General features: G+C 71.8%; 13 protein-coding genes and 3 tRNA genes. 7 read left to right on the top strand and 9 right to left on the bottom strand.

Features of this window, described 5'->3' with window-relative positions:
- From rpmG to R2N01_RS08930, 3 genes are all read right to left on the bottom strand, one after another.
- The coding region (rpmG, locus tag R2N01_RS08940) for a 50S ribosomal protein L33 (RefSeq protein WP_316670415.1) at positions 1 to 96 on the bottom strand (96 nt) is incomplete at its 3' end.
- A 142-nt stretch (positions 97 to 238) separates the two neighbouring features.
- Positions 239 to 311 (bottom strand) — tRNA-Met (locus R2N01_RS08935).
- Between the two features lie 79 nt (positions 312 to 390).
- A tRNA-Thr gene (locus tag R2N01_RS08930) sits at positions 391 to 463 on the bottom strand.
- A 202-nt stretch (positions 464 to 665) separates the two neighbouring features.
- On the opposite strand from R2N01_RS08930, the gene R2N01_RS08925 reads away from it, so the two are divergent.
- Positions 666 to 1,712, top strand: coding sequence for a hypothetical protein (locus R2N01_RS08925; RefSeq protein ID WP_316670411.1), 1,047 nt, complete (start codon positions 666 to 668; stop codon positions 1,710 to 1,712).
- A gap of 77 nt (positions 1,713 to 1,789) precedes the next feature.
- Here the strand turns inward: R2N01_RS08925 and ahpF are convergent, their stop codons facing one another.
- The 5 genes from ahpF to R2N01_RS08900 all read right to left on the bottom strand — a co-directional run bounded on the left by ahpF (position 1,790) and on the right by R2N01_RS08900 (position 5,543).
- Positions 1,790 to 3,349, bottom strand: coding sequence for an alkyl hydroperoxide reductase subunit F (gene ahpF, locus R2N01_RS08920; protein ID WP_316670410.1), 1,560 nt, complete (start codon positions 3,347 to 3,349; stop codon positions 1,790 to 1,792).
- Positions 3,350 to 3,383: 34 nt separating this feature from the next.
- A complete protein-coding gene (gene ahpC / locus R2N01_RS08915; protein WP_316670408.1) occupies positions 3,384 to 3,947 on the bottom strand; it encodes an alkyl hydroperoxide reductase subunit C in 564 nt (187 codons plus the stop codon).
- A 462-nt stretch (positions 3,948 to 4,409) separates the two neighbouring features.
- Positions 4,410 to 4,494 (bottom strand) — tRNA-Tyr (locus tag R2N01_RS08910).
- Between the two features lie 63 nt (positions 4,495 to 4,557).
- Positions 4,558 to 5,064: a hypothetical protein gene (locus tag R2N01_RS08905; protein WP_316670407.1), complete on the bottom strand. Its 507-nt coding sequence runs from the start codon at positions 5,062 to 5,064 to the stop codon at positions 4,558 to 4,560.
- Positions 5,061 to 5,543, bottom strand: coding sequence for a hypothetical protein (locus tag R2N01_RS08900; RefSeq protein WP_316670405.1), 483 nt, complete (start codon positions 5,541 to 5,543; stop codon positions 5,061 to 5,063). Before R2N01_RS08900 ends, R2N01_RS08905 begins: the two co-directional genes overlap by 4 nt.
- Positions 5,544 to 5,627: 84 nt before the next feature.
- On the opposite strand from R2N01_RS08900, the gene R2N01_RS08895 reads away from it, so the two are divergent.
- Positions 5,628 to 6,569, top strand: coding sequence for an exodeoxyribonuclease III (locus tag R2N01_RS08895; RefSeq protein ID WP_316670413.1), 942 nt, complete (start codon positions 5,628 to 5,630; stop codon positions 6,567 to 6,569).
- 155 nt (positions 6,570 to 6,724) lie between these two features.
- On the opposite strand, the gene mptB is transcribed toward R2N01_RS08895, so the two are convergent.
- Positions 6,725 to 8,314: a polyprenol phosphomannose-dependent alpha 1,6 mannosyltransferase MptB gene (mptB, locus tag R2N01_RS08890; protein ID WP_316670404.1), complete on the bottom strand. Its 1,590-nt coding sequence runs from the start codon at positions 8,312 to 8,314 to the stop codon at positions 6,725 to 6,727.
- 208 nt (positions 8,315 to 8,522) lie between these two features.
- On the opposite strand from mptB, the gene R2N01_RS08885 reads away from it, so the two are divergent.
- The 5 genes from R2N01_RS08885 to R2N01_RS08865 all read left to right on the top strand — a co-directional run bounded on the left by R2N01_RS08885 (position 8,523) and on the right by R2N01_RS08865 (position 15,088).
- Positions 8,523 to 10,436 carry a 2-oxoacid:acceptor oxidoreductase subunit alpha gene (locus R2N01_RS08885; RefSeq protein WP_316670403.1) on the top strand — a complete coding sequence of 638 codons (1,914 nt, stop codon included), beginning with the start codon at positions 8,523 to 8,525 and terminating at the stop codon, positions 10,434 to 10,436.
- Positions 10,433 to 11,536: a 2-oxoacid:ferredoxin oxidoreductase subunit beta gene (locus R2N01_RS08880; protein WP_316670402.1), complete on the top strand. Its 1,104-nt coding sequence runs from the start codon at positions 10,433 to 10,435 to the stop codon at positions 11,534 to 11,536. Before R2N01_RS08885 ends, R2N01_RS08880 begins: the two co-directional genes overlap by 4 nt.
- Positions 11,537 to 11,585: 49 nt before the next feature.
- Positions 11,586 to 13,541 (top strand): M13-type metalloendopeptidase, encoded by a 1,956-nt coding sequence (locus tag R2N01_RS08875; protein ID WP_316670401.1) that lies wholly within the window; start codon positions 11,586 to 11,588, stop codon positions 13,539 to 13,541.
- A 141-nt stretch (positions 13,542 to 13,682) separates the two neighbouring features.
- Positions 13,683 to 14,483 (top strand): DUF805 domain-containing protein, encoded by an 801-nt coding sequence (locus tag R2N01_RS08870; RefSeq protein ID WP_316670399.1) that lies wholly within the window; start codon positions 13,683 to 13,685, stop codon positions 14,481 to 14,483.
- 170 nt (positions 14,484 to 14,653) lie between these two features.
- A complete protein-coding gene (locus tag R2N01_RS08865) occupies positions 14,654 to 15,088 on the top strand; it encodes a DUF805 domain-containing protein (RefSeq protein ID WP_316670398.1) in 435 nt (144 codons plus the stop codon).
- Positions 15,089 to 15,501: the final 413 nt, after the last annotated feature.

The following is a 15,501-nucleotide window of genomic DNA, read 5'->3' as shown; positions in this document are numbered from 1 at the left end:
GTTGCGGCGGTTCTTCTTGGTGATGTAGTTGCGCTCCTTGCACTCGGTGCAGGCAAGCGTGATCTTGGGGCGGACGTCCCCGGACTTCTTGGCCATGATCGAACCCCTCGTCTTGCCGGTGCTCGCAGGAGCACGTCTCGTTCGAGGCGCCCGCAGGCGCCCCGCCCATGTCGAGGCCACCCGCCGGCGTCTGCGCCGTCTCGCACGAAAGCCGTGGCGCACAAGCGCCACGACCCGGTAGCGGGAGCGGGACTCGAACCCGCGACACAGCGATTATGAGCCGCTTGCTCTACCGCCTGAGCTATCCCGCCCCTGCGGCCCGGGTCCCCGGCCCGCAGGCAGCCGCGGCAGTCGCCGGGATCACGCGGTGTGCGATCCCCGCCGCAGCGGAGCCCCCATGCGGAATCGAACCGCAGACCTTCTCCTTACCATGGAGACGCTCTACCGGCTGAGCTATAGGGGCCAGCCGAGGAAGAAGATTACCGGACGAGGACCCCGGTTCTCAAATCGCCCCGATCCGGCGCGGACGCAGGGCTCCGGGGAGCGGCAAGGCCCCTTCAGCGGGTTCGAGCGGGCGAATGGCTAGGATCATCAGGCAACCCCGGGTGGAGCTCCATTCCATGGGGTCCCGCCGCCCCCGCCCCCATCGCAGAGGAGCCCCTGTCATGAAGCACCGCATCCTCGTAGGCGGCGTCGGCTGCCTGGCCGTCCTGGTGACCCTGTTCCTGGTGCTCATGGCCGTCATCATCGGCGCCATCGCCGGGGCCTCCTCGCCGAGGAAGCGCGAACCCCCGCCGAGCCCGCCCGCCCCGACGACCCCTCAGCGCGACGACTCCGTCGCCACCCCGGAGTCCGTCGACCGGGCGATCGGCCGGACGCTCACCGCCGACCCCTCCTTCCAGCTGATGCGCATCGTCGTGAGCTGGAACGGCATCGGGGTCGAGGGCCTGAGCGGGACCAGGGCCGTCCGCTACTTCTACGGACCGGACCTCAGCGCCCCGACGAGCGGGGAGACCAGCGAGGAGCAGCTGATCGGGCTGAGCCGGGACAGCATCGATCTCAACCGGCTGCAGTCGCTCTGGCTGGGGGCCCGGTGCGACGACGGCATCCCGCAGGTCCACGTCACGGCGACGGCCGGCAGCCCGATCGCGTACTCGGTCCTGTGCCCGGTCGACCCCGCCCACCCCGATGATGGCGGCTACGCGCTCACCGACGCCTGGCTCGAGGCCCCGGGGACCGGGGGCGGGGAGCTGACGCTGTGGGACGGGTTCTCCTCGTCCGAATCCGTCACGGAGGCGATCGACGAGACGCTGCCGGCCCTCACCGGCAACGCCTCCCTGTCGCGGATCGCCATCCGCCAGGACCAGGAGGACCCGGGCGAGGAGTCGATCCAGGTCCTCCAGCAGATCTCGACCAGATCGGGGCAGGCGGCGTCGGCCACGCACCTCCAGGCGCGCGGGGCGGCGATCCCCGCAGTGCTCGCCAGTGACGTCGTGGACGCCGAACCGGTCGCCCCGATCGGGCAGTTCGGCTGGAACGACGTCGATCCGCAGGTGCTCGAGCAGATCGCCGAGGCGTGCCGCGGAGACCCGGACGTCGGCCTCTACCAGGGCCTTCAGGTGCGCTGGTCGGAGGACTACTGGCAGGTCGTCGTCACGACCGACTCGGCCCCGGTGCGCACCTACGCGCTCGACGGGACGTTCCTCGGCTGACCGGCCCCGACACGATGAACGGACCCGCCCGGTTCCAGACGGACCCGTTCCGCGCTCGGGGCCGCCGGCCGCGGTCCTCAACCGCGGATCAGCCAGTCCCAGGCCGACAGGCCAGCAGTGGCGCCGGCGCCCGAGGCGATGACGATCTGCTTGTAGGGCGCATTCGTGCAGTCGCCGGCGGCGAAGACGCCGGGCATGCTGGTGGCGCCGCCGGCGTCGATGACGATCTGGCCGCGGCCGTCGAGCTCGACCGAGCCGTCCAGCCATCCGGTGTTCGGCACCAAGCCGATCTGGACGAAGACGCCGTCGAGCTCGAGCCGGGTGCTCTCGCCGCCGGCGCGGTCCTGGTAGCGGATCGCCCGCACGCGGGCGCCGTCGCCGATCACCTCCTGAACCGCGGCATTCGTGACGACCTCGATGTTCGGGGCCCCGCCCATGCGCTGCAGCAGGATCTCGTCGGCCCCGCACTCGGGCATGAACTCGATGACGGTGACGCGCCTGACGACACCGGCCAGGTCGAGCGCCGCCTCGGCGCCGGAGTTGCCGCCGCCTATGACGGCCACGTCCTTGCCCTTGAAGAGCGGGCCGTCGCAGTGGGGGCAGTAGGTGACGCCCCTGTTGCGGTACTCCGACTCGCCGGGCACGCCCATCCGGCGCCAGCCTGCGCCGGTGGCCAGGACGACCGTCCGGGCCCGCAGGGCCGCGTCGGGGCCCACTTGGACCGTGATGGTGCCGTCGCCGGCCGGGGCGAGGCCGGTCGCGGTACGGCCGTCGATGATGTCGATGTCGTCGTACTCGCTCGCGTGGACGCGCAGGTCGCGGGCCAGTTCCGGCCCCTCGGTGCGCGGTACGGAGATGAGGTTCTCGATGGCCATGGTGTCGTTGACCTGGCCTCCGAAGCGGTCGCCGATGATGCCGGTACGGATGCCCTTGCGGGCCAGGTAGACGGCCGCCGAGACGCCGGCCGGGCCCTGCCCGATGACGAGCGCCTGGTAGGGCGCCCGGTCGTCGAGGCCGGCGGCGGCCGCCACGCCGGCCGCGGGGTCGAGTGCGGCGATGATCCGGGCGATCTCCATGCGGCCCTGTCCGAAGAGTTCCCCGTTCAGGTGGACGGTCGGGGTGGCCAGGATGTTCCGCGCCTCGACCTCGTCGCGGAACAGGGAGCCGTCGACGACGGTGTGGTGGATCCTCGGGTTGACGACCGCCATGGTGTTGATGGCTTGGACGACGGTCGGGCAGTTCTGACAGGTCAGCGAGATGTAGGTGGTGAACTCCTGCTCGGTCCGGACCGCCTCGACGGCCTCGACGGCCGTCTCGTCCAGCTTGACGGGGTTGCCGCCGACCTGGAGCAGGGCCAGGGCGAACGAGGTGAACTCGTGGCCCAGCGGCAGCGCCGAGAAGGTGATCCGGATCCCGGTCCCCGGCGAGGTGAGGGAGAAGGACGGTCTGCGGTCGTGGGCGGTGTCGTCGCGCCGGACACTGATGCGCTCGGACAGGGCGACGACCTGCCCGAGCATGTCGTCGATCCGGTCCGACTGCTCACGGCCGTCGAGGCTGACGACGAGCTCGACGGGCCGGGTGATGCGGTCCATCAATGCGCGCAGCTGGGCGATGATCCTCTCGTCGAGAACCGCCATGGTCGTGCCTCCCGGTCGTCGGTTGTTCCGCGGGTCAGATCTTGCCGACGAGGTCGAGGCCCGGGGCCAGGGCGTCTCCGGTCTCGTCCCAGTGGGCGGGGCAGACCCGGTCGGGGTGCTGGCGGACGTACTGGGCGGCACGGACCCTGCGCAGCAACTCGGAGGCGTCGCGGGCGATGCCGTCGGCGCTGACCTCCATGAGCTGGATGACGCCGTCGGGGTCGATGAGGAAAGTGCCGCGGTGGGCCAGACCCTCGCCCTCGCGAAGCACCTGGAAGTTGGCGGCCAGCTGGGCGGAGGGGTCGCCGAGCATGTAGTACTGCGCCTTCCCGACCTGGTCGGAGCCGGCGTGCCAGGCGGCGTGGACGAAGTGGGTGTCGGTGGAGGCTGCGTAGATCTCGACGCCGAGGGAGGTGAACTCGTCGTAGTGGTCGGCCAGGTCGCCGAGCTCGGTGGGGCAGACGAAGGAGAAGTCCGCCGGGTAGAAGAAGACCACGGCCCACCGGCCCCGCAGGTCCTCGTCGGTGATCTGGACGAAGTCGCCCTGGTGAAAGGCGGTGGCCCTGAAGGGAAGGAGCTGGGTTCCTACGAGCGACACTGCGTGTACCTCCTGGTCGTTGGATGCCGGTCACCTGGTGAAACCAGGAGGTCCGCAACGTTGTTCCCCAGGGCGGCGTCATTCGCCCGGGCGCATCCACCGGCCTCTCCCAGCAGGGAGGATCTCCTTGTCACAAGCGATTTTTACGAGCATCCGCCAACTGCGAACAGTCTTCCCGGCGGGCTGTCCCCCGGGGGCGGGAGCCGGCGCCCTGTGAGCGTCCTCATCAAGGCCACCGCCGAAGCTGTCCCCCGGGGGCGGGGGCCGGCGGCTCGAGAACGGGACCGGCCCCGCACCGGCGTCCGGTCCGCAGCGGCACCAGGAGCCCGGCGAACGGGGCGGAGCCCTCCGCGGGATCTCTCCTGCCGGGCCCGTCCGGGGCGCGGCGGCTCCGAGGACGCAGAGGAGCCCCGCATCCATCCGATGCGGGGCTCCTCGTCCCGCGAGGCCTCGGCCCCGTGGTGGTGGCAGGTGAAGGATTCGAACCTTCGTAGGCATCGCCGACGGTTTTACAGACCGCTCCCATTGGCCGCTCGGGCAACCTGCCGTGCGTCGAATGATTTTACCAATCCTTCATCCGGAGGGGAAATTCGGCTGGAGCGGCACCTCCTCAGGGCCCGTCGCTCCTGCGGCGGTGCTCCTTGACGAGGCCCACGGGTCTCGGCCTGGCCAGCACGAGGACGCAGCCCACGACGGTGACCAGGATGCTGAGGACCGCCCAGCTCCACATGAGGACCGAGTCGCGCAGATCATCGATGATCAGGCTCGAGCTCTCGACCAGGCCGTAGACGAGCTGCACCGCCCCGTCGACGACGAGCAGGACGGCGCCGACCCGGGGCGTGCCGCGGCTTCGGACGAGTCCGATGACCGCCAGTACGAGCAGGACGGCGCCGACCGGCACCGCGGCGATGGCCAGCAGCAGGATGCCCGCGTAGGCGGCCTCGGACGTGGCGCCCTCGGTCGAGCGCAGCACGGGGGGGACGACCACCAGGACGAGCAGCAGGAGGCCCGCACCGATGGCGGCGGCGAGGGCGGCACGGCTGCGCCGGGGCTCGGTGTCGAGCCTGACCGGTCTGGTGACGGCCTTCCTGGCGGAGCGCCCCGCGCGAGGGCTCATTCGGCCCCGGCGACGCTCTGCCCGGCGCGCGGGGCGGGCCCGCTCGGGTACTTCGGCTGGACGGCGCGCGGGGTGCCGGAGCCGTCGGCGGTACGACGGCAGACGAAGACGATGCCCAGGACGATCGCCGCGTACATGACGACGGCGGCCACGAGCGTGCCGGCACTGACGGGGCGCAGGGTACGGGCGGTCGACTGGACGACGACGACGTCGGCGGCGGCCGCGACGATGAAGAGGGCGTCGCCGATGCGGACCGACCTGCCGTCGCGGAACAGACCGATGGCGGCGAGGATGACCAGGACGGCCGAGGCGATCACCGAGGGGAAGGCCAGGAAGGGCGCGTTGACCGGGGACAGCAGACCCCATCCCAGGCCCAGGCCGATCACGATGGCCAGGGCGGCGGCCAGCAGAGTGGTGCCGGAGCAGAAGGACGGGACCCTCGCGGTCGCCCCCGCCCCGGGGGAAGCAGTTCTCGTCATGTCCCCAGTTTGTCAGATCGTGCCCATCGCCCCCGCGCGCACCCCGTTGGCGGACCGGTCCGCCCCGGTAGTCTGACCCCCGTGCTGACCCTCGCCACCTACAACGTCAACGGCATCCGCGCCGCCCGGCGCCGCGGCCTGAGCGCGTGGATCCGGCGCCGCTCCCCCGACGTGATCTGCCTGCAGGAGACGCGCTGCCCGGCCGACCGGCTGCCGTCGGGGATCTTCGAGGGCTACCGCGGCGCCTACTGCCCGGGCGTGCTCGCCGGCCGCAACGGCGTGGCCGTCCTGACCCGCGCGCCGGCCACCGCCGTGCGCACCTGGGGAGGCGAGGTCTTCTCGGTCGGCGACGAGCGGACGACCCCCATCGATCCGGGACGAGTGGGTTTGGCCGGCGGGGCGCTGGCCCGCGCACTCGGAGAATTCGTCGACGAGGGCCGCTACCTCGAGGTCGACCTGGCCGACGAGCCGGTCACCGTGGCCTGCCTCTACCTGCCCAAGGGCGACTCGCTGCTCGCTCCGAGCGTCCGCACGAGGGCCCCCACGCCGGAGCAGCTGGAGGGCGTGCGCCACCGCTACGAGCGCAAGATGCGCTTCCTCGAGGGGTTCCGGCCCCAACTCGCCCGCTCGCGCAGGGCCGCCGCCCGGGCCGGGCGCCAGTTCGTCGTCGTCGGCGACTTCAACATCGCTCGCGACAGAGCGGATGTGAAGAACTGGCGCCCGGCGCAGAAGGCCTCCGGCTTCCTGCCCGAGGAGCGGGCCTGGCTGGCCGAGCAGCTCGGTCCGCGCACGCTCGTCGACGTGGTGCGCTCGCTGCACCCGGACGAGTCCGGACCCTACTCGTGGTGGAGCTGGATGGGCCGGGCCTTCGCCCGGGACACCGGCTGGCGCATCGACTACCACCTGGCCGCCCCGGGGCTCGCGAGGACGGCCGTCAGCGGGACGACCGAGCGGGACCCGGACGGCTCGGCCCGCGTGAGCGATCACTGCCCGGTCGTCGTGACCTACGACACCGCCCGGCTGTGAGGACCGCGCGCCGGGCATCCGCGGCATGCGCATGCGGCCGGACCGTACAGGGGCGGCGTCCCGTGCGGGTTCTCCGGCCGGTCGGCGTCAGCCGGCAAGAGCATCCGCCCCCGGGAAGCCCGACCCTGCCGCTCTCGACGACGAGCCCCTCCGCATCAGCCGTCCACGACGACCATGTGCGCCGCCGTCTCGGGCACATGGCGGGGCGTGCTGACCGACGAGACGTGCGACCAGGTCATGAACAGGAAGGCGATGACGGCGGCGATCGAGATCGCCAGGCCGTTGTTGCGCAGACTCATGTCGATGGCGTCGTAACCGAGCAGTGCGAAGTTCACCCAGATGGCGGCGGAGACCTGGCGCGAGCTCGGACGGGCCAGCGGCAGTGTCAGACCGCCCCAGAGCATGTACCACGAATGCAGGGCCGGGCTGGCCATGGCGACGACGAGATAGCCCCACGAGACGAAGGAGGCGGGCCTGCGGCGGGCCACCGTCGGGGCGGTGATGGCGAGCAGCAGGACACCGACGGCCAGGAACGCGGTGTGGCTGACGTCGATGGCGGTACGACTGGACGGGTCGCCGCCGGTCATGCGGAGGCCGAGCTGGACGAGCTGGCCGACGATCGTCGAGGGCGCCGGCGAGTTCGAGCTGCCGGGCACCCCGACCGCGTTGTACCAGCCGAAGTCGAGCCCGGTCCACAGGCTGATCCCGGCGAAGGTGCCGATCGCGATGATCATCGAGACGAGGATGCGCGAGACCGAGACGAGGCTCTCGCGCAGGCTCAGCCCCGACCACCGGCGGGCCAGCATCGGCACGACGTAGGCGGCGAGCAGGGCCGGCTGCTTGATGGACGCGCCGACGCCGCAGGCCGCCGCGCCGAGCAGCCACCACCAACCCCCATCGGTCCAGCTGCGGCGCCTGGTCTGCGGGGTGCGCTCGGCCGGCGGTGTGGTCGCGAACCACAGGCCGAGGACGACCAGGCCCATCATGAGCGCGTCGTTGTGGCAGCCGCCCACGAAGTCGATGATGAACAACGGGTTGAGCGTGCCGAACCAGGCGGTGAAGGCCGGGTCGATGTGCAGGCGCGCCGAGATGCGGGGCAGGCAGACGCAGATGATGACGACGCCCACCAGCGCCGGAACGCGCTGGGCGACGGCCGACCAGTACGGGGCGAACCCGAAGACGTGCAGCAGCAGGTGCGAGATCTGCATCGACAGCGGGCCGTACGGGCTGGGGGTGTCCCGCCAGGTCCAGGAGACCTGGTCGGCGAAGGCGCCGGGCAGCACGCCGGGCCCCGAGTAGTACGGGTTGATGCCGTTGTGCACCAGCCAGCCCTGCGCCGCGTAGGAGTAGGCGTCGTGGCTGAAGATGGGCGGGGCGAGCAGGAACGGGGCCGACCAGATGGCCAGCACGGCCCAGTGCTTGATGTGCCGGTAGACCTGCGGGCCGCGCCTGCCGGGACGGTCCTGGGCCGGGCGCAGCGCGAACCAGGCGCTCATCACCAGCAGCAGGCCGGCCATCGTGACGACGGTGCCGATGATCTTCGAGAGCGAGCCCTCCAGGCGCAGGGAGGCGAGCAGCCGCCACCACGGGGAGCTGCGCGGCAGATAGGCCGGACTCAGCGCGCCGATGGCGATGAGCCCGGTGCCGTAGAAGCCGCGGCGGACGATGCGCGCACGCGCGGCCGCGACGAGATCGGCGCCGAGACGCCGCACCGTGGCGACCGCACCCGGAGCCGCAGAAGACATGCTCTCAGCGTAGCGGTCCGCCCTCGTCAGGGCTTGGAACCGGCCCATGCGGCACGGCTACCGTGGAGGGCGCACAGCGGGGTCACCTTCTCGTAGGAGAACCGCTGGGCGAGTGCGGGCCTGCGACAGGGCGCCCCGGCCCCCGACAGGTCCGCCGCACCCAGCGGATCCGCGACCGGACGGTGCACCCGAGCAGTGAGGACCAGACATGGACACCGATCAGACCAGCACCCGGCCCCGCCGGCTCGACCGCGTCGTCATCCGTTTCGCGGGCGACTCGGGCGACGGCATGCAGCTGACCGGTGGCCGCTTCGGCTCGGAGTCGGCGGGCCTCGGCAACGACATCGCCACCTTCCCCAGCTACCCGGCCGAGATCCGTGCCCCGCAGGGCACGGTCGCCGGCGTCAGCAGCTTCCAGATCCAGTTCGCGGACCGGGACGTCACCACCCCCGGCGAGCGCCTCGACGTGCTCGTGGCCATGAACGCGGCCTCGTTGCGGGCCAATGTCGCCGATGTGAAGCGCGGCGGGCTCGTCATCGTGGACGACCACGGCTTCACCGCCCGCGCCCTCGAGAAGGTCGGCTACGCGACCAGCCCCCTCGAGGACGACTCTCTGAGCGCCTACCAGATGGTCCACCTGGACATGACCGCGCTGACCGGTACCGTCGTCGGAGCCGGCGGCCTGGGCCGCAAGGACGCCGAGCGCTGCCGCAACATGTTCGCGCTGGGGCTCGTCAGCTGGCTGTACTCGCGCCCCGTCGACGAGACGATCGACTGGCTCGGCCGTCGGTTCGCCAAGAACCCGGCCGTCCGTGACGCCAACATCGCCGCCCTCAGGGCCGGCGCGAACTACGGCGAGACGGCTGAGCTCTTCGCCGTGCGCTACGAGGTGGGCCCGGCCCCCATGCCGAGGGGCCGCTACCGCCAGGTCACGGGCAATACCGCCACCGCCTACGGCCTCATGGTCGGCGCCCACCGCGCCGGGCTGCAGCTGTTCGTCGGCTCCTACCCGATCACCCCGGCGTCCGACCTGCTGCACGAGCTGAGCAGGAGGGCCTCGCACGGGGTCGTCACCTTCCAGGCCGAGGACGAGATCGCCGGCGTCGGCGCGGCCCTCGGCGCGAGCTTCGGCGGTTCGCTGGGCGTCACCACCACCTCGGGCCCCGGCTTCGCGTTGAAGCAGGAGATGATCAACCTGGCCGTGATGAGCGAGCTGCCGCTGGTCGTCGTCGACGTGCAGCGCGCGGGCCCCTCGACCGGCATGCCCACCAAGCCCGAGCAGGGCGACCTGCTGCAGGCCATGTGGGGCCGCAACGGCGAGTCGCCGCTGCCGGTCGTCGCGGCGGCCTCGCCGGCGGACTGCTTCGACGTGGCCGTGCTGGCCTGCCGCATGGCCGTCGAGTACCGCACGCCCGTCGTCATGCTCACCGACGCCTTCCTGGGCAACGGCGCCGAACCGTGGCGCCTGCCCGATCTCGCCGCGATCCCCCCGATCGCCCCGCACCTGATCACCGAGCCGAACGGCGTCGACGAGCGGGGCGACCCGGTCTACCTGCCGTACCGGCGCGACGAGTCGACGCTGGCCCGCGCGTGGGCGGTGCCGGGGGCGCCGGGCATGGAGCACCGTCTGGGCGGCCTGGAGAAATCGGTCGAGGCCGGCACGGTCACCTACTCCCCGCTCAACCACGAGCAGATGGTGCTGACCAGGGCGAGGCGCATCGCCGGCATCCCGGTACCCGACGCCGAGGTGGACGACCCGGGCGGCGCGGCCAGGATGCTCGTCGTCGGCTGGGGCTCGGCGTGGGGTCCGATCACGGCTTCCGTGCGGAACCTGCGCGAGGCCGGCGCCGACATCGCCCAGGTGCAGGTGCGCACGCTGAACCCGCTGCCGGCCAACCTCGGGCAGGTGCTGCGCGCCTACGAGCGGGTCGTCGTCCCCGAGGTGAACCTCGGCCAGTTCGCGATGATCCTGCGCGCCAGGTACCTCGTCGACGCGCGCAGCTACAACCGGGTGCGCGGACTGCCGCTCGGCGTGGACGAACTGACCGACCATCTGGCCGGGCAGCTCGAGGAGCTCGGCGCCGCGGACAGGAACGAGAGTCCCGAGGAGGACCACCGATGAGGACCACCGTGCCGCATCAGGCCACCGGCCTGCTGGACGCGCCCACGAGCCCCGACGGGCTGGCGGGGGTGCCGCTGGCCGTCGAGCCGACCGGGCGCAAGGACTTCGTCTCCGACCAGGAGGTGCGCTGGTGCCCGGGCTGCGGCGACTACACGATCCTGTCGGCCCTCCAGTCGGTGCTTCCCCAGCTGGGGGTCAAACGTGAGAACACGGTCGTGATCTCGGGCATCGGCTGCTCCAGCCGCCTGCCCTATTACATGAACAGCTACGGCATGCACTCGATCCACGGGCGCGCGCTGACGCTGGCGACCGGCCTGGCCGCGACCCGCGAGGACCTGGCCGTCTTCGTGGTGACCGGCGACGGCGACGCTCTGTCGATCGGCGCGAACCACCTGGTGCACGCGCTGAGGCGCAATGTGAACCTGACGATCCTGCTGTTCAACAACCGCATCTACGGCCTGACGAAGGGCCAGTACTCCCCCACCTCGCCGGTCGGCGCGATGACGAAGTCGAGCCCGGCCGGATCGGTCGACGCCCCGCTCAACCCGATGAGCCTGGCGCTCGGGGCCGAGGCCACCTTCGTGGCACGGGCCCTGGACGCCGACAAGGCGGGGCTGACGGCGACGATCGGGGCGGCGGCGAGACACCGCGGGGCCTCGTTCGTGGAGATCTACCAGAACTGCGCGGTCTTCAACGACGGCGCCTACGGGGCGCTGCGCGGGCCCGAGGGCGCGGAGGCGGTCATCCGGCTGCGCGCGGGCGAGCCGATCCTCTTCGGCCACGACGATCATCTGGGCGTCGTGGCCGACGGCAGCGGCGGGGTCCGGGTCGTCGAGGTGGCCGAGGTCGGCCTGGACGAGATTCTCGTCCACGACCCCGCGATCGACGACCCGAGCAGGGCCTTCGCACTGAGCCGCCTTACGGCGGCCGGCGAGATGGACCGCGCCCCGGTGGGCGTCTTCCGCGACGTCGAACGGCCCGTCCATGACGACCTGGTGCGCGAGCACGTCCGCCGGGAGCAGGCCTCCTACGACGGGGACCCCGCCTCGGACGAGGCGCTGGCGGCCCTCATCGCGGGCCCCGACACCTGGCGGGCGTGAGGCCCGCGGCGGGCGGGGACCCCGGCGAGCGCAGGTAGCCTTGCCTACCGTGAGTGAACCGGCTTTCCACTTCGAGGACTTCGACCATGACGTGCCAGCCACCGAGGACCTGTTCCGACACGTCAACGGGTCGTGGCTGAGAACCGCCCGGATCCCGGCCGACCGCGGCTCCTGGGGCGCGTTCGACAAGCTGCGCGAGAACTCCGAGAAGGCCATCCGCGAGATCATCGAGGCCCAGTCCGCAGACGCCGACCCCGCGACCGACGAGGGCCGTATCGCCAACCTCTACGCGTCCTTCATGGACGAGGACGCCGTCGAAGCGGCCGGCGTGGCTCCCCTGGCGCCCGTCTTCGAGCGCATCGACGCCATCGGGTCCGTCGAGGACCTGGCCCGCTTCTGGGGCTGGAGCGCCCGCCACGGCATCGACGTGCCGCTGGACCTCGACAACGACGCCGACCCGGGCGACCCGAACCGCTACCTGATGTTCATCGGCCAGTCCGGCATCGGCCTGCCGGACGAGGAGTACTACCGGCTGGACGAGCACGCCGGGCTGCGCGGCAGGTATCTCGCGCACATCGCCAGGAGCCTCGAGCTCGCCGGCGTCCCCCATCCCGGGGCGCAGGCCGAGTCGGCCTACGGGATCGAGCGCGAGATCGCCGCCCGCCACTGGGACAAGGTGCGCACCCGCGACATGGTCGAGATGTACCACCCGCAGACCTGGGAGCGGTTCACCGCCGAGAGCCCGGCCCTGTGCTGGGACGCCTTCCTCGAGGGCGCGCGGCTGCCCGCCGAGGCCGTCGCCGAGGTCGTCAACTGCAACCGCACCGTTCCGGCCGCCGTCGCCGAGCTGGTCACCGCCGACCGGCTGAAGGCCTGGCGCAGCTGGGCGCGCTGGCAGGCGGTCAACGCCCTGAGCCCCTACCTGACGGGTGAGCTGTCGGCGGAGGACTTCGAGTTCTACTCCAGGGCCCTGCACGGCGTGCCCACCCAGCGCCCCCGCTGGAAGCGCGGCGTCTCGCTCGCCGAGGGCGTCCTGGGCGAGGCCCTCGGCCGCCTCTACGTCGCGGAGCACTTCCCGCCCGCCACGAAGGCCGCCGCCGACCGACTGGTCGCCAATCTGCTCGAGGCCTACCGGGCCTCGATCAGCGGACTCGACTGGATGACCGACGCCACCCGCGCCGAGGCGCTCGACAAGCTCGGGAAGTTCCGCGCCAAGATCGGTTACCCGTCCCGATGGCGCGACTACTCGGCGCTCGAGATCCGGGCGGACGACCTGGTCGGCAACGTGCTGCGCGCCGAGTCCTTCGAGTTCGATCGCACCATCGAGCAGCTCTCCGGGCCGGTCGACCGCGAGGAGTGGCTCATGCACCCGCAGACGGTCAACGCCTACTACCACCCGCTGCGCAACGAGATCGTCTTCCCGGCCGCCATCCTGCAGCCGCCGTTCTTCAACCCGGCGGCCGACGACGCGGTGAACTACGGTGGCATCGGCGCGGTGATCGGCCACGAGATCGGTCACGGCTTCGACGACCAGGGCTCCACCTGCGACGGCGACGGGCGCCTGCGCGACTGGTGGACCGACGAGGACCGCGAGGCGTTCCGGCGGCGCACGCACGCGCTCGTCGAGCAGTACGACGCGTTGTCCCCCACCGGTATCGACGACGCCCACGTCAACGGCGAGCTGACGATCGGCGAGAACATCGGCGACCTCGGCGGCCTGTCCATCGCCCACGAGGCCTGGCTGATCTCCACGGGGGGCGTCGAACCCGAGCCGATCGACGGCCGCACGGGCGCCCAGCGCCTCTTCCTCGGCTGGGCCCAGGTGTGGCAGGACCTCTCGCGCCCCGAGCAGCTGCGCCAGCGGCTGGCCACCGACCCGCATTCGCCCGACGAGATCCGCTGCAACCAGGTGGCGAGGAACGTGGACGCCTTCCACGAGGCCTTCGGCACCGCGCCCGGGGACGGGATGTGGCTGGATCCCGGCGAGCGCGTGCACATCTGGTGAGGCCCGCAGCAGTGGGGCCGCGCGCCCGCACCGGGCGGGCACTCGCCGTTCCCGCGGCAATGATTCCGAACACCGTGGCGCCGGCACCGGGTCCCGTGCCATACTGACGGGTCAGCACCCCACGGATCAACAGGAGAACGAATGAGTTTCACCGAAGCGGTCTCGACCTGTTACGCGAAGAAATACGCGACCTTCAACGGTCGCGCCAGTCGCAGCGAGTTCTGGTGGTTCTACCTGGCGTACGCCGGTACCATCCTCGTGCTGTGCTTCATCGATCTGATGCTCGTTCTTCCCACCGCGACACGCACCCGGTACGGCAGCTACAGCTACGATCCCCCCGCCGTGAGCATCTTCATCCGCCTGCTCATCACGGTTGTCGCCCTGGGCAGCATCGTGCCCTATCTCGCGGCCGTCTGGCGCCGCCTGCACGACACGAACAGGTCCGGCGCCTACTTCTTCATGACGTTCATCCCGTTCGCAGGCCCGATCATCCTGCTCGTCCTCCTGGCGACCGAGGGCCACCACGGCCCGAACATGTACGGTCCCGATCCGCTGGACCCCACAGGCCAGACCGCCGGCTTCGTCAACCCGTACGCCCAGCCCTACGGCGCCGTGAACCAGCCCTACGGGTACGGGGCCCGGGGCACCGGTGCCCCGGCGCAGGGCGGCCAGCCCTACGGCACTGCGGCGCAGCCGTACGGTCGGCCCCCGGCCCCCCAGCCCTACGGCCAGGGCGGCGCCCAGCCCTATGGCACCGCGGCCGCCCCGGGCCAGCCCGCGACCTCGCCGTACGGCCAGCCGACCGGCAGCCCCTACCCGCCTGGCAGCAACCAGCCCCCGGTCGCCGGCCAGGCCGAGGCCGGAAGCGATCAGGGCGACCAGCAGGGCCCCTACGGCTTCGACTTCACCAAGCCCGAGGGCTACGGCCGCAGCGAGTCCTGATCCGAGCCCGCCGAGCCCCGGTGAGCACCCGGGACCCACCCGAATCCGCGGCCCGCCCCGGGCCGCCCCGATGGAACCAAGGGCGATCGTTCCGAGGACCGGTGTGCCCATGGAACCCCTCGGGCAGAGACACTGCCCGTCCGCGATCAACGACCAACAGGAGCCCCCACATGAATTCCGGACAATCCATCAAGACCGTCTACTCCAAGTACGCCACCTTCAGCGGGCGCGCAAGCCGCAGCGAGTTCTGGTGGTTCTTCCTCTTCTACGTGCTCGTGTACTTCGTCCTCTCGGCGCTCAACAACATCGCGCGCGCCGGCTCGGACACGACCACACCGGCCGCGTTCATCCTTTGGATCTTCGTACTCGGCACGATCGTCCCGCTGCTGGCGGTGTACTCCCGCCGCCTGCACGACACCGGGCGCAGCGCCGCCTGGCTCTTCCTGCTCCTGCTCCCCATCATCGGCGCGATCGTAGTGCTCGTCCTGTGCGCCATGGAGGGCCAGTCCGGCCCCAACCAGTACGGCGACGACCCGGTGGCGGCCGGCCGGCCCGGTACCTACCCGGGCCAGTACGGCCAGCCGAACCCCTACGGCGGCCAGTGATCGGCTGAACCAGCGGCATCGAACGGGCGGGGCCCGGTGTTCCTCACCGGGCCCCGCCCGTTCCCGCCTCGGCCCGGGCTGTCGAGGCTGGCGCTGCGAAATGCTCATGCCGATCCCTCATGCCGATCCGAGGAGTCCTGGGGGCTCGCGGCGCCCGGTGGCGGCCGGAGGAAGCGGTGCCGGACGCGCCCTGAGCCGGGTCGGGCAGTACTGCTCAGGAGTCCATCCGGCGCCCCGGAAGGAGCCGCCGCGCGCACGGCGCCCGCGTTCGGCCGTGGCCGGGACGGGCCCGGGGAACGATCCCCGGCAGGGCTCAGGCGGAGCGGCCGACGACCTCGTCGCACAGCTGCCCGAGGGCCCGGCGCGCCGGGCCCGCGGGCAGGGCCGACAGCGCGGCCCGGGCGCGCTCGGCG

This window comes from uncultured Propionibacterium sp., assembly GCF_963539965.1.
GTDB lineage: Bacteria > Actinomycetota > Actinomycetes > Propionibacteriales > Propionibacteriaceae > Propionibacterium.
The sequence above is the reverse complement of the archived record's forward strand: the minus strand, read 5'-3'. Positions and strand labels throughout refer to the sequence as shown.

Excerpts from the sequence above, each read along its gene's own strand:
- R2N01_RS08925 (WP_316670411.1), top strand. The coding sequence starts at position 666 with ATGAAGCACCGCATCCTCGTAGGCGGCGTCGGCTGCCTGGCCGTCCTG.
- ahpF (WP_316670410.1), bottom strand. The coding sequence starts at position 3,349 with ATGGCGGTTCTCGACGAGAGGATCATCGCCCAGCTGCGCGCATTGATG.
- R2N01_RS08905 (WP_316670407.1), bottom strand. The coding sequence starts at position 5,064 with ATGAGCCCTCGCGCGGGGCGCTCCGCCAGGAAGGCCGTCACCAGACCG.
- R2N01_RS08900 (WP_316670405.1), bottom strand. The coding sequence starts at position 5,543 with ATGACGAGAACTGCTTCCCCCGGGGCGGGGGCGACCGCGAGGGTCCCG.
- mptB (WP_316670404.1), bottom strand. The coding sequence starts at position 8,314 with ATGTCTTCTGCGGCTCCGGGTGCGGTCGCCACGGTGCGGCGTCTCGGC.
- R2N01_RS08885 (WP_316670403.1), top strand. The coding sequence starts at position 8,523 with ATGGACACCGATCAGACCAGCACCCGGCCCCGCCGGCTCGACCGCGTC.
- R2N01_RS08880 (WP_316670402.1), top strand. The coding sequence starts at position 10,433 with ATGAGGACCACCGTGCCGCATCAGGCCACCGGCCTGCTGGACGCGCCC.
- R2N01_RS08870 (WP_316670399.1), top strand. The coding sequence starts at position 13,683 with ATGAGTTTCACCGAAGCGGTCTCGACCTGTTACGCGAAGAAATACGCG.
- R2N01_RS08865 (WP_316670398.1), top strand. The coding sequence starts at position 14,654 with ATGAATTCCGGACAATCCATCAAGACCGTCTACTCCAAGTACGCCACC.